Genomic DNA, 13037 nt, shown 5'->3' on the forward strand with positions numbered 1-13037 from the left:
ATTTTTTGATAGGAAAGTGAGGGAACCTTATGCAACACGCAACCGAGTTACCGGAAGAACAGCCGAAGCTGTCGGCGGTCCCGCCGCAACGACCGGATTCGACGAAAAAGAAAGCGCAGCTGAAGAAGAACTTGATCGGATGGGCGTTCGTCGCCCCGACCGTCCTGTTCGTCATCGCCTTCATCTATTACGGCATCTTCTATAACGCCTATCACTCCCTGTTCTCGTGGGACGGCATCTCGTTCGAGAAGACGTACATCGGCTTCGAGAACTTCGGTCGCATGTTCAGTGACCCGGAATTTTATAACGCGCTCAAGAACACGGGCATCTTCACCGTCTTGACCGTGACGATTCAAGCCGGGCTCGGGCTCGTCTTGGCGTATTTGCTCCACACGAAAGGGGTTGGCCGCACGTTCTTCAAGTCGGTGTTCTTCTTCCCGGTCGTGTTGAGCCCGGTCGTATTGGGCGCCGCGTTCTCACAAATCTTCGACTTCCAGTTCGGCTATATCAATGAATTCCTCCGGATGATCGGTCTCGGTGCGTTCGAACAGAACTGGCTCGGTGACCAGGACGTCGCCTTGTACGCCATCATCTTGATCAACATCTTCCAATGGACGGGTTCGTCGATGATCATGTACTACATGGCGATGCTCGCCATCGAGCGTGAAGTGTTCGAGGCGGCCAATATCGACGGCGCCGGCTTCTGGCGCACGCTCTGGAGCGTCGTGTTCCCGAACTTGAAAGGGACGACGTTCACGCTGACGATTCTCGGGGTCATCGGCGGACTGAAGACGTTCGATATCGTCTGGATCTCGACGCAAGGCGGACCGGGTAACTCGACCGAGGTCATCTCGACGTACTTGTTCCGCAAATCGATGTTGCACCAAGAGGTCGGCTACGCCAGTGCCGTCGCCATCATCTTGCTGATCATCGCGCTTAGCATCACGTACTTCCAGACACGCGTACAGAAGAAAATGGACTGAGGAGGGATACCCATGGAAATCCAAACGAAAAAAGGAAGATGGCTCACCAATCTTGGCTTGTCGCTCATGGCAATCATTTGGTTGTTCCCAATCTTCGTCATGTTCAAAGAGAGCTTACGGGTCAACGGCTTCAGTAACTATATCGCGACGTTACAGAACCCGAACTTCCCTCAGTTCGTCTTCAACAGTTTCATCGTCGCGTTCTTTATGATTCTCATCTCGATCTCGTTCCTCGCCTTCGCGGCGTTCGGCTTCTCGAAGCTCGAGTTCGCAGGGAAACGGTTACTCTTCAACCTCGTCTTGGCCGGGCTCATGTTGCCGGTCGCGTCGCTCATCGTGCCGCTCTTCTTCACGCTGCGCAACCTTGACGGCTTGAACAGTTACTGGGGCTTGATCGGCGCCGAGGTGGCGTTCTTCCTTCCGTTCGGACTCATGCTCATCAAGAGCTACTTCGACGAGCTGCCGAACGAGCTGATGGAAGCGGCCCACATCGACGGGGCGACGACGTTCCAAATCTTCTATAAGATCATGATGCCGCTCGCCAAGCCGGCACTTGCGACGGCGACGATTTATGCGTTCCTCAACTCGTGGAACGAGTATTTGATGGTCCTCACGTTCATGACGGATCCGGCCTATCAGACGGTGACGATGGCCCCGACGTTCTTCACGGAAGCGCTCGGTGGTGACCCAGGTAAACTATACGCCTCGCTCGTGTTAATCAGCTTGCCGACGATGGTGTTCTATATCTTCTTCCAACGCTTCTTACAGAAAGGCATGACTTCGGGAGCGGTCAAATAATCGATTGAGGTGAATCAAATGTATGTAGGTGTAGATTATTATCCAGAACAGACGGACCGCGCCCTGTGGGACGAGGACGTCCGCTTGATGAAAGAGCTTGGTGTCAACGTGATCCGCATGGCAGAGTTCGCGTGGACGATGATGGAGCCGGCCGACGGCGAGTTCGACTTCTCATTTTGGGACGAGGTCGTCGAAACGTTCGGCAAGGACTTCGACGTCATCCTCGGCACGCCGACGGCGACGCCACCGGCCTGGTTGATCGAGAAGTATCCGGACATCTTGCCGGTGACGGCGGAAGGGGTGCGCATCAGTTTCGGAGCCCGCCGCCACTATACGGTCAACAGTCCGGTATACCGCGAGTATTGCGAGCGCATCACGCGCAAGATGGCGGAGCGTTACGGGAAACATCCGGCCGTCATCGGCTGGCAGACCGACAACGAGTACGGCCACGAGAAATCGGACCGCTCGTACGGAGACGTCGACCAAGTCGCGTTCCAAGCCTGGCTACAAGACCGCTATGAGACGCTCGACGCGTTGAACGCGGCCTGGGGGACCGTCTTCTGGAGCCATACATACTCGGCATGGAGTCAGATTCCGGTCCCTCGTACCGTGTTCCAAGAGCACAACCCGTCGCTCCTCGTCGACTTCGACCGCTTCTGTTCGGACGCGTACCGTTCGTTCAACAAGCTCCAAGTCGACACGCTCCGGCCGCTCATCCATGACGACGCGTTCATCACGCATAACCTTGTCTATAACGACATGGCGATCAACCAGCAACAGATGGCCCAAGACCTCGATTACGTCTCGTTTGACAATTATCCGGTCTGGGGCGGGTTGCCGGAGCCGAACCGATTCGAGAAGACGGCACACGATCATGACTTGTGTCGCTCGTCAAAACAAGGCAAAGGCTTCTGGGTGATGGAACAGCTCAGTGGCGCGCAAGGCTGGAGCCGAATCGGCTACTTGCCGCGACCGGGCCACATCCGTCTGTGGACGCATCAGGCCGTCGCCCGCGGCGCCGAAGCCATCGTCTATTTCCGTTTCCGGGCCGCCCATTTCGGGACCGAGGAGTTCTGCCACGGCATCATCGATCACGACGGCAAGCCGAAACGGAAGTTCGATGAAGTGCAAGGCGTCATGAAAGAGCTCTCGACGCATGGAGATATGATCAACGCGGCTGAATATAAGGCCGATGTCGCCGTCTACTTCGACCAAGAGAACCTATGGGCGTGGACGCACCAACCGCACTCGGACGCGTTCAACTTCAAACAGGAGTTCGTCCGCTTCTACGGGGCGGCCGTCCGCCAAGGCGTCAACACGGATATCGTCTTCCCAGGCGACGCGCTCGACCGCTATAAACTCGTCGTCGTGCCACTCTATTTCCTCGGAAATGACACGTTCGATGCCTCACTCATCGACTATATCGAGAACGGCGGCCACGTCATCTTCACGTACCGGACGGGCGTCAAAGACCCAATCAACCGCTGTCACTTCGATACGCTCCCAGGCAAATTCGCGAAATACGTCGGCATCGAGATCGATGAGTACGAGAGCTTACAAGCGGTCCAGTCGAACCAGGTCAGACTCGGTGACTATGTGTCCGAGGCGAACATCTGGTGCGATTTGATCACGCCGAAAGGCGCCGACGTGCTGGCGACGTATGAGCAGGCGTTCTATAAAGGGACGGCCGCCGTCACACGCCACACGTACAAAGGCGACGTGACGTATATCGGCTCATCGGTCGACGATGCGATGCTCGATGTGATTTACAATGAGGCGCTCACACGCGCCGGCATCGATGCCAACCGCCTCCCGGACGATGTCGAGAAAGTCGACCGCCACGGCGATGGATACGTCATTCGCTTCTACATGAACCATTCGACGGACGTGCCGTCTACGGTCGACGTGTTAGGCGACTGGCAAACGCTCGAGGGGGATGCAGTGTCGGGCACGCTCGAGCTCAATCCGCTCGATGTCGTTATCTTGAAGCAGGAGGTGGAGGCATGATTTACCGCTTCGACAACCGTTTTGTGATTGAAGGAACGAACCTCGCTTACGTGTTCGATGTCGATGCACGCGGACGACTCGTCCATCAATACCTCGGTGGCCGGCTCCTTGAGTCGGATTATGCCGAGTTGCCGGACGCACGCATTTTGCATTCGTCATTCGAGACACCGGAAGGCGTCACCGCGTACGAGTTCGCCTCGTTCGGCGACCTCGTCTATACGGAACCGACGTTGAAGAGCCGCACCGAAAGTGAACGGCTGCACGCCTTCACGTTCGAAGACGCGCGCATCGATGGCGACACGCTCGAGATCGACTTGCTCGATTCGATTCAACAGTTGACCGTGACGCTACACTTCAAGGTGTATGCGGCGTACGACATGATCGAACGCAAGATGACGATTCAGACAGGCGAGACGGTGACGCTCGAGAGCGCACAGTCGTTCAGCCTCGGCTTGACGGAACGCAAGCTTCGCCTCAGTCATTTCAGTGGGGCGTGGACGAGCGAGTTCCAGCTCCAGCAAGGCGAGTTGCTACCAGGTAAGAAGACGATCGAGAGCCGCCGTGGTTTGACGAGCCACCAAAGCAATCCGTGGTTCGCGCTCGACCAATCGGCGACGGAAGAAAACGGCGAGGTCATCTACGGCTTCCTCGGTCACTCCGGCAACTGGGCAATCCACTTCGAACGCGATCAGTTCGGCTTCACGCAAGTGACAGGCGGACTCAACCCGTTCGACTTCGCGAAGAGACTTGAAGCGGGTGAATCGTTCACGACACCGACCGGCTATATCGGTTACACGCAACAGGGTTTTGGCGGCATGAGCCGGAACGCACACGATTTCGAGCGCGACGTCATCATGCCGGAACGGACGCGCGAGACGCTCCGGCCTGTCTTGTATAACTCGTGGGAGGCGACGTATTTTGACGTCAGCGAGGACGGGCAGAAACGGCTCGTCGATGAGGCAGCCGCGATCGGCTGCGAGCTGTTCGTCGTGGACGACGGCTGGTTCGGCGAACGGAACTCGGACGCGGCCGGTCTCGGGGATTGGCACGTCAACACGACGAAGTTCCCGAACGGGCTCGAGCCGCTCATCCGCTATGTCGAGGACAAAGGCCTCCAGTTCGGCCTCTGGGTCGAACCGGAGATGGTCAACCCGGATTCGGATTTGTACCGGGCGCATCCCGATTGGATTTACCAGACGGGCGGCCGCCCATCGACGACGTCGCGCAACCAGTTCGTATTGAACTTGGCGCTCCCGGAAGTCGAGGCGCACGTGACCGGTCTATTGGACGAGCTGCTATCGAAGCATGCGATTCGCTATATCAAGTGGGACATGAACCGGGCCTTCTCGGAGCCGGACAGCCCGCAATTACGTGACGCGAAAGAGCTGTGGCTCCGCCACACGGAAGCCGTCTATCGCATCCTCGACACGCTCCGCGACAAACATCCAGACGTCGCCTTCGAGTCATGTGCCGGTGGCGGGGGACGGATCGACCTCGGTGTGCTCACGCGTGTCGAACAAGTCTGGACGAGCGACAATACCGACGCGCTCGACCGGCTCGAGATTCAGGAAGGCTTCTCATACGCCTATAACGCCAAGATGATGAGCTGCTGGGTGACGGACGCGCCGAACTGGCTGAACGGCCGCTTGCTCCCGCTCAGGTTTAGGTTCGTCAGCGCGATGCAAGGCACGCTCGGCATCGGCGGCAACCTGCTCGAATGGAGCAAGGAAGAGCTTGTTGAGGCGGCACAATGGATCAAGACATACAAGTCGATCCGCCCGCTCGTTCAGCACGGTACGAGCTATCGCCTTGCCTCGCTCAAGACGGACGGGGTACATGCGATGGGCTATACGGACGGTGAGGATTATGTCGTCCTCGTCAACGCCGACCGTCGTCATTACGGTAAGAACCGATTGCGCGTCAAACTCGCCGGGCTCGACCCGGAGCGCGTCTACGTTTACGACGACCGACGCGTGAGCGGACGCTATTTGATGGAACAAGGCCTCACACTCACACAACAACAGGACTATGACGCGTATTGCCTGGTCATCCACCCGGCATGAGCAAAGAAAGGGATGGAGTCGTATGCTTTCAATTGATTCAGCACACCTGAACGAACAGTTCGAGACCGTGTTCTCGGCAATCCCCGAGCGAAGCTTCTTCGCACCGGGCCGCATCAACTTGATCGGCGAACACACCGATTACAACGGAGGACACGTCTTCCCATGTGCCATCACGTTCGGCACGTACGGGCTCGTCCGGAAGCGTGAGGATGAACTGATCCGCGTCTACTCGCTCAACTTCGAGGACGTCGGTGTCGTTATGTTCCCGTTGACGGACGGAACGTATGAGACGCAGCATGACTGGGCGAACTACGTCAAAGGCGTCGTCGCGCTCCTACGCGCGGACGGGCACGCGGTCGGAGGATTTGATTTCCTCCTCGCCGGCAATATCCCGAACGGCGCCGGCTTGTCATCGTCGGCCTCGCTCGAACTCGTGACGGCGCTCATGATCAATGAGGTGTACGGACTCGGTCTCGAACGGATTGACCTCGTCCATCTCGGACAGCGCGTCGAGAACGACTTCATCGGCGTCAACAGTGGCATCATGGACCAGTTCGCCATCGGGATGGGAAAGGCGGACCACGCCATCCTGCTCGACTGCGACACGCTCCATCACGATTACGCGCCGATCAAGCTCGACGGCTATGACATCTTGATCATGAACACGAACAAACGCCGTGAACTAGCCGATTCGAAATATAACGAACGCCGCACCGAGTGCGACACGGCACTCGGCTTGCTGCAACAGCATTTCGATGTCGCCTCACTCGGGCAATTATCGGTCGAGACGTTCGAGACGGTGGCGGACGAGCTCCCGGAGACGCTCCGGAAGCGGGCCCGCCACGCCATCTCGGAGAACGAGCGGACGAAGCTCGCCTTCACCGCGCTAGAGGACGGACGACTCGACGCGTTCGGTCAATTGATGAATGACTCGCATGCGTCACTGAAAGATGATTACGAAGTGACGGGCCGCGAGCTCGACACGCTCGTCGCCGCGACGCAAAGTTGCGATGGCGTCATCGGCAGCCGGATGACAGGCGCCGGCTTTGGCGGCTGCGCCATCGCCATCGTCGACAAGACGGCAACGGAGGCGGTCATGCAGGCCGTGTCGACCGTGTATGAAGCAGAGATCGGCTACGCACCGACATTTTATATCGCGTCCGTCGGGGACGGCGCGCGTGAACTCGTAGAGGAGGAAGTGAAATGAGTGTACTCGTCGTCGGAGGGGCCGGTTATATCGGCTCCCATGCAGTCCGCGCCTTGCTTGCGCGCGGGGAAGATGTCATCGTGATCGACAACCTTCAGACCGGCCATATCGAGTCGGTGCCGAAACAAGTCCGGTTCTATGACGGGGATATCCGCGACCGTGCCTTCATGGATCGGACGTTCGCGAACGAATCGATCACCGAGGTGCTCCATTTCGCGGCCAACTCGCTCGTCGGTGAGTCGATGGATGAGCCTTTGAAGTATTACGACAACAACGTCTTCGGGACACAAGTGTTGCTCGAGACGATGCGCAAACACGGCGTGACCCGAATCGTCTTCTCCTCGACGGCCGCGACATATGGCGACCAAGACGAGATGCCAATCCGCGAGACGGCCGCGACGAACCCGACGAACACGTACGGGGCGACGAAGCTTGCCATGGAGACGATGATGAAATGGTGCGACCGCGCCTTCGGTATCCGTTTCGTCGCGCTCCGTTACTTCAACGTCGCCGGTGCCGACCCGACCGGTGAAATCGGTGAGGACCATATGCCGGAGACGCATCTGATCCCGCTCGTGCTCGAAGTGGCGAACGGGAAGCGTGACGCCATCACCGTGTTCGGCGACGATTATGAGACGCCGGACGGGACATGCATCCGCGATTACATTCACGTGCAAGACCTCGTCGACGCCCACGTGCGCGCGCTCGACTATTTGAAACAGGGCGGCGCGAGCGACGTGTTCAATCTCGGAACGGAAACGGGGCTATCGGTGCTCGAAATCATCGAGGCGGCCCGTCGCGTGACAGGACATGCCATCCCGGTGCAGATGGGCGTCCGCCGTGCCGGTGACCCGGCGATGCTGATCGCGTCACCGGACAAGGCAAGGCAAGTGCTCGGCTGGATACCGGAACGGTCGACGGTCGATGTCATTCTCGCCGACGCCTGGAACTGGCACAAGCATCATCCAGAAGGCTATAAACATGTCGAAGGGGTGAGACGATGATCGAATCAACGATTGAAGCGCTCGTCGAGGCGGCGATTCGGGAGGAACTGATCACGGAACAGGACCGCATTTATTCACGTAACCGTGTCCTCGCCCGAATCAATCAGCTCGATTTCACGAAACCGACGTTCGTCCCGCACGACTCGATCCCGAACTTGCTCGAGACGTTGACGGAGTATGCGGTCGAACGCGGGCTCGTCGACGACTTGCTCGAAGAGAAGGACCGGTTCATGGCCGAGGTCATGGACGTGTTCGTCTCGAAACCGTCCGAGGTGACGCGCACGTTCAACATGCTCCGGGAGACGGACGTTCAGGCGGCGACGGATTTCTTCTATAAGATGAGTCAAGCCTCGAACTATATCCAGACGAAACGGATTGCCAACAACATCACGTACAAGGCACCGACCCGCTACGGCACGCTCGATATCACCATCAACTTGTCGAAGCCGGAGAAGGACCCGCGCGAGATAGCCCGGGCTCGCCTGCAACCGACGCCGGAGACGAACTATCCGAAAGGGTTGCTCGCGATTGAAAACGAGGGCTACGGCGGCCACTTGAAACATCCGGCCCGGGCCAACCATCGCATCATCCCGCTCACACTCGGCGGACAGGCATGGTCGTTCCAATACTCGCCCTATCTCTACTACAATGAGCACTCGATTTTGTTGTCGAATGAAGTGCGGGACATGGTCATCGACAGGGGCGCGTTCGAACGACTGCTCGACTTCGTGTCACAGTTCCCGCATTACTTCGCTGGGTCAAACGCGGACTTGCCGATCGTTGGTGGATCGATTTTGACGCACGACCATTACCAGGCCGGCCGCTACCGGTTTGCGATGGATGATGCCAAGGTCGTCTCGACGTATCGCTCGGACCGTTACGACCAAGTCGAAATCGAGACGCTGTATTGGCCGCTCTCGGTCGTCCGGCTCCGTTCACGCCAGAAAGAGCAGCTCGTCATGTTGGCGAATCAGTTGCTCGGTCACTGGCGCGAGTATGCCGACGGTGATATCGTCCCGTATTCAGGTGACACCTGTCACAATACGGTGACACCGATCGCGCGCCGGCGTGACGGACGTTATGAGCTCGACCTCGTCCTTCGCAACAACCGGACGAGTGACGAGCATCCGGACGGCATCTTCCATCCACACGCCGACGTCCACCACATCAAACGCGAGAATATCGGCTTGATTGAAGTGATGGGGCTCGCCGTATTGCCGGCACGATTGAAGACCGAACTCGAACAAGTCGTCCGCTATGTGGCCGGTGAAGACGTCGAAGTGGCGGACATGCACCGTGCTTGGGCGGATGAGTTGAAGGCGAAAGAAGGCGACGCGAAGACGATTGTCGACCAGGCCGTCGTCGACAAGTTTGTCAAAGGGCTCGAGGACGCGGGCGTGTTCAAACAGACGATGGAAGGACAGGAACGTTTTAGCACGTTCATGGCTTCGTTTCTCAGCCACGTCGATAAAGTGGAGTACGGAGCGACGACTACGGGAATGAACAGGTAAACTAGTTGAAGTAGGTGAGCCAGTTGAGAGAAGCAACGATTGAAAACAAGAACGGTATGCGCTTGTCGGCCATTTCATATGGGTGTGCCATGACCGAGTTGACGGCACCGGACCGTGACGGGAACATGGACTCTGTCATTTTGAAATATGGCAGTCTCGAGCAATACCTCGAGAACCCGGTCTATCTCGGTTCTGTCGTCGGACGGATTGCCGGTCGGATCCGCAATGCGGAGATTGATGGTGTGGCCTTGACCCCAAGCGAGGCCCCGCATCATATCCACGGTGGAGACGACGGCATCACGTCCCGACATTGGGCCATGGACGTCGAGGGGCAAGCGATTACGTTTACTTATCTAAGTCCGGATGGGGAAGAAGGGTATCCCGGTAACGTCACGTTCAAGGTCGTCTATGAGTTGACGGACGACAATGAGCTCGTCGTCACGATGACGGCCCAGACGGACAAGCGGACGTGGGTCAACTTGAATCATCATAACTATTTCAATCTCGGCGGTCGGCCAACGATTCATGATCACGTGTTGACGCTACCGGCCGACCGCGTCGCGAAGCTTGATGAGGAGTCACTGCCGACAGGCGAGTTGCTTGAAGTGGAGGCGACCCCGTTCGACTTTCGTGACGGGAAGCCAGTCGGTGAGGCGATTAAGTCGGAGGACGAGGCTATCGTGAAGGCTGGAGGACTTGATCACCCGTTCATCTTGAAGGACGGGGTGACCCGGTTGCACGATCCGGTGAGCGGACGCGTCATGGACGTCGAGACGAATCAACCGGTCATGGTCGTCTATACGGCCAACTTCCTCAGTGAAGAGACACCGGTCACGCTCGAAGGACGGCAGAAACATAGTGCAATCTGTTTAGAAGCGCAAGCGTTCCCAGACGCACCAAATCATCCAGACATCGCCACATCGATTGAACTGAAACCGGAGGAGTTGTATCACTCGAGGACGGTTTATCGGTTTGGGGTGGAGTGAAATGTGAAACTCACTATGAGGATACATAGTGAGTTTTTATATTTTACAATTTCATTATGAATTAAGATGACGGTGTGCAATAATTTGGTTAAGTAAACTTCAAAAAGGTGATGATGATTTAAATTGGTGACTAAGCCTTCAGACAAAACGATTAGGAGAATATACTTATGAAAATCGAAATTAACCATATTGGACTAATTGAAACTGCAAAAATTAGCGTTAACTCAATTACTGTGATTGCTGGAAATAATAACACAGGGAAAAGCACCGTCGGTAAAGTATTATATTCAGTAGCTACAGGTTTGAACTTGTTAGAACCATTAAAAATTCTGAAGGAAAAGGCAGAAACAATTGCAATTCGACTTCGCCGATTAAATAGAATCATTCCTGTTGATGTTGAAAATGATCAACGTATTTCTGAGTTATACGTTTATCTTATCTCTGAAGCATATTTAGAAGATAATGATATATTTTTGAAAGATGATTTCTCTGTTTCTGCTGGAATTGAGTTAAAGCGAGATGGGAAAAATATTATGGAAAATGAGTTTGATTGGGCTGTTCGTTCAAAAATCGAGGATTTAGTCACTAATGTGTTATTAGAAAATTTAGAGTACGAAAAAGTTATCCTTGATTGGAAAAATGATTTATTAGAGGTTCTGGAGAAGTCAATTAACGACGACAATTTTAAATCGAATATTATGCAAAAAGTATTCGACGTTGAGTTTTCACAACAGATTACTAATATTAATTTTTCAGAGTCTGATGCTTGTATTTCAATCCAAGAATTGAATCAAAAAGAAATAAGGTTGATTTTTACTAATCACAAACTAAGAACTGATTTAAGTCAGGTCAATACTAATCGTAATTTTTCAAAAGCAATCTACATAGATGATCCATTTATTTTAGATGACACTTATTCCTCGGGGATTTTAAGAAGGAGAGGACCATCTATTTCTCACCAAGGGCTCGTCCGCGAACTTCTTATACCCAAAGCATCATTAATAGATGAAAATCTTTTTGCTTTAGATGAACGTGAGGAAAAGATTGATCGCTTATTTTCTCAAATTTTTAACGATGGAAAACTAGTCTATAAAGGTCGTTCTCTTTATTACGAAGAAAATGAAGGCGCACCATTGATAAACTTTAAAAACTTGTCTACCGGAATGAAATCCTTCTCGATTCTTTATATGTTGATTCAGTCAAATAGCTTTGATGAATGTGAATATATAATTTTAGATGAACCAGAGATTCATTTACATCCGGATTGGCAATTAAAATATGCGGAACTTATTGTACTGGTTTCGAAATCGTTTAATCTAAAGCTTATTATCACCTCTCACAGTCCATATTTTATTGAAGCAATTGAATTATATTCAAAAAAACATGATTATTTTGATGATGTAAAATTTTATCGAACAGTACAAAATGAAAAATCGATGAATTATACTATTCAAGATGTTACAAGTGAACTAAATGTCCTTTATCAAGATTTAGCTAAGGCTTTTTATAGCTTAGAAGAATTGCGAGATGAAGTCACCCATGAGAAATGAACGTCTTGATACACTTAAACTTAGACTTCGAAGCGATTTTGCTATTAGTACTATTAGTGAATGTTCACTAGATGACGCTCAGTCTGTCACTCTCGTTTCGGATACTGATCTTCCGGTCTACAATTTCGATTCAATAGTTCAGAATATTACTACTCAATTTGGCCGCTTTCTAACACCTAGCTCGTTAGATAGTCTATTTGTTGAAAATGGACAGATGACATTTGTTGAATTTAAAAATATGGAATGGAGAAACATAAAACTATCAGATGTCCAACTAAAAATTCATGAGTCTATTACGTTACTTAAAATGAAGTATGGATTAAAAGATGAAGATTTTCATGGAACGACTGTATACATAGTACATCGTCCAAATCCGGATGTACCAGCTACGCATCGACATCACCATAGTTTAAACATCCCTGGAAAGTTTAAATTTATTGAAGCTTCATTACAAATTAGGGTTATTCGTTATATGGCAGATGATTTTCAGGTGCAACTAGCTTTAAAGAAAACATTGCCTTTTAGGTAGTACACATAAAAAGAAAAGCATAATTTTTTAGAGTGGCATCTGTGTAAGCAGCTATCTCAACCATGACGAACAAATCGACGAAAGTAACTGGAAATTTCGAGAAGGGGTCGATGGTGTCGACCACGTACAATGGACGGACATTAATAAGACCGCAAAAGTGGATTTAAAAGGGAGCTATAAGATGTCTATTCACGTCAAAAAGCGGGAATAATAGTGACCGTGAAGAGGGAGCAAAACACACATTAGGAACTTAAAAAAGAACTAAATTAGTGAATTAATGTAGCACAACAAAACACCTGAAGGTTCGGCTGTGTATTTTGCAATACAAATGTGCACAATAATGCAACGAAAAGTACAGAACTTTGCCAGCTGGGTTTTAGTGTTTCGACAACGCATGCG

The 13037-nt window shown here is 53.0% G+C and carries 10 protein-coding genes; all 10 read left to right on the top strand.

Annotated elements, in window-relative coordinates:
- Positions 1 to 29 precede the first annotated feature (29 nt).
- The 10 genes from KNP78_RS13300 (at position 30) to KNP78_RS13345 (ending at position 12638) form a co-directional block, all read left to right on the top strand.
- Positions 30 to 983, top strand: coding sequence for a carbohydrate ABC transporter permease (locus KNP78_RS13300; protein ID WP_214824840.1), 954 nt, complete (start codon positions 30 to 32; stop codon positions 981 to 983).
- A gap of 12 nt (positions 984 to 995) precedes the next feature.
- Entirely contained in the window at positions 996 to 1781 is a 786-nt protein-coding gene (locus tag KNP78_RS13305) for a carbohydrate ABC transporter permease (RefSeq protein ID WP_214824843.1), read from the top strand.
- Between the two features lie 18 nt (positions 1782 to 1799).
- Positions 1800 to 3788, top strand: a complete 1989-nt coding sequence (locus tag KNP78_RS13310) for a beta-galactosidase (protein ID WP_214824846.1) — start codon at positions 1800 to 1802, stop codon at positions 3786 to 3788.
- Entirely contained in the window at positions 3785 to 5851 is a 2067-nt protein-coding gene (locus tag KNP78_RS13315; RefSeq protein ID WP_214824848.1) for an alpha-galactosidase, read from the top strand. The genes KNP78_RS13310 and KNP78_RS13315 overlap by 4 nt, the downstream gene beginning before the upstream one ends.
- Before the next feature lie 31 nt (positions 5852 to 5882).
- A complete protein-coding gene (locus tag KNP78_RS13320; RefSeq protein WP_214824883.1) occupies positions 5883 to 7058 on the top strand; it encodes a galactokinase in 1176 nt (391 codons plus the stop codon).
- Positions 7055 to 8062: a UDP-glucose 4-epimerase GalE gene (gene galE / locus KNP78_RS13325; protein WP_214824849.1), complete on the top strand. Its 1008-nt coding sequence runs from the start codon at positions 7055 to 7057 to the stop codon at positions 8060 to 8062. The genes KNP78_RS13320 and galE overlap by 4 nt, the downstream gene beginning before the upstream one ends.
- The gene (locus KNP78_RS13330) at positions 8059 to 9573 is read left to right on the top strand and encodes a UDP-glucose--hexose-1-phosphate uridylyltransferase (protein ID WP_214824858.1); all 1515 of its coding nucleotides are present in this window, start codon (positions 8059 to 8061) and stop codon (positions 9571 to 9573) included. Before galE ends, KNP78_RS13330 begins: the two co-directional genes overlap by 4 nt.
- Before the next feature lie 14 nt (positions 9574 to 9587).
- Positions 9588 to 10559: an aldose epimerase family protein gene (locus tag KNP78_RS13335; protein ID WP_371819216.1), complete on the top strand. Its 972-nt coding sequence runs from the start codon at positions 9588 to 9590 to the stop codon at positions 10557 to 10559.
- Positions 10560 to 10726: 167 nt separating this feature from the next.
- Entirely contained in the window at positions 10727 to 12109 is a 1383-nt protein-coding gene (locus tag KNP78_RS13340) for an AAA family ATPase (protein ID WP_214824863.1), read from the top strand.
- Positions 12099 to 12638: a hypothetical protein gene (locus tag KNP78_RS13345; RefSeq protein ID WP_214824866.1), complete on the top strand. Its 540-nt coding sequence runs from the start codon at positions 12099 to 12101 to the stop codon at positions 12636 to 12638. The genes KNP78_RS13340 and KNP78_RS13345 overlap by 11 nt, the downstream gene beginning before the upstream one ends.
- The last annotated feature ends 399 nt before the right edge of the window (positions 12639 to 13037 follow it).

Origin of the sequence: Exiguobacterium sp. s28, assembly GCF_018618135.1 — a bacterium.
In the GTDB taxonomy this organism is placed as follows: Bacteria; Bacillota; Bacilli; order Exiguobacteriales; family Exiguobacteriaceae; genus Exiguobacterium; species Exiguobacterium mexicanum_A.

Coding starts and splice junctions, on each gene's coding strand:
- KNP78_RS13300 (WP_214824840.1), top strand. CDS start 30: ATGCAACACGCAACCGAGTTACCGGAAGAACAGCCGAAGCTGTCGGCG.
- KNP78_RS13305 (WP_214824843.1), top strand. CDS start 996: ATGGAAATCCAAACGAAAAAAGGAAGATGGCTCACCAATCTTGGCTTG.
- KNP78_RS13310 (WP_214824846.1), top strand. CDS start 1,800: ATGTATGTAGGTGTAGATTATTATCCAGAACAGACGGACCGCGCCCTG.
- KNP78_RS13315 (WP_214824848.1), top strand. CDS start 3,785: ATGATTTACCGCTTCGACAACCGTTTTGTGATTGAAGGAACGAACCTC.
- galE (WP_214824849.1), top strand. CDS start 7,055: ATGAGTGTACTCGTCGTCGGAGGGGCCGGTTATATCGGCTCCCATGCA.
- KNP78_RS13330 (WP_214824858.1), top strand. CDS start 8,059: ATGATCGAATCAACGATTGAAGCGCTCGTCGAGGCGGCGATTCGGGAG.
- KNP78_RS13340 (WP_214824863.1), top strand. CDS start 10,727: ATGAAAATCGAAATTAACCATATTGGACTAATTGAAACTGCAAAAATT.
- KNP78_RS13345 (WP_214824866.1), top strand. CDS start 12,099: ATGAGAAATGAACGTCTTGATACACTTAAACTTAGACTTCGAAGCGAT.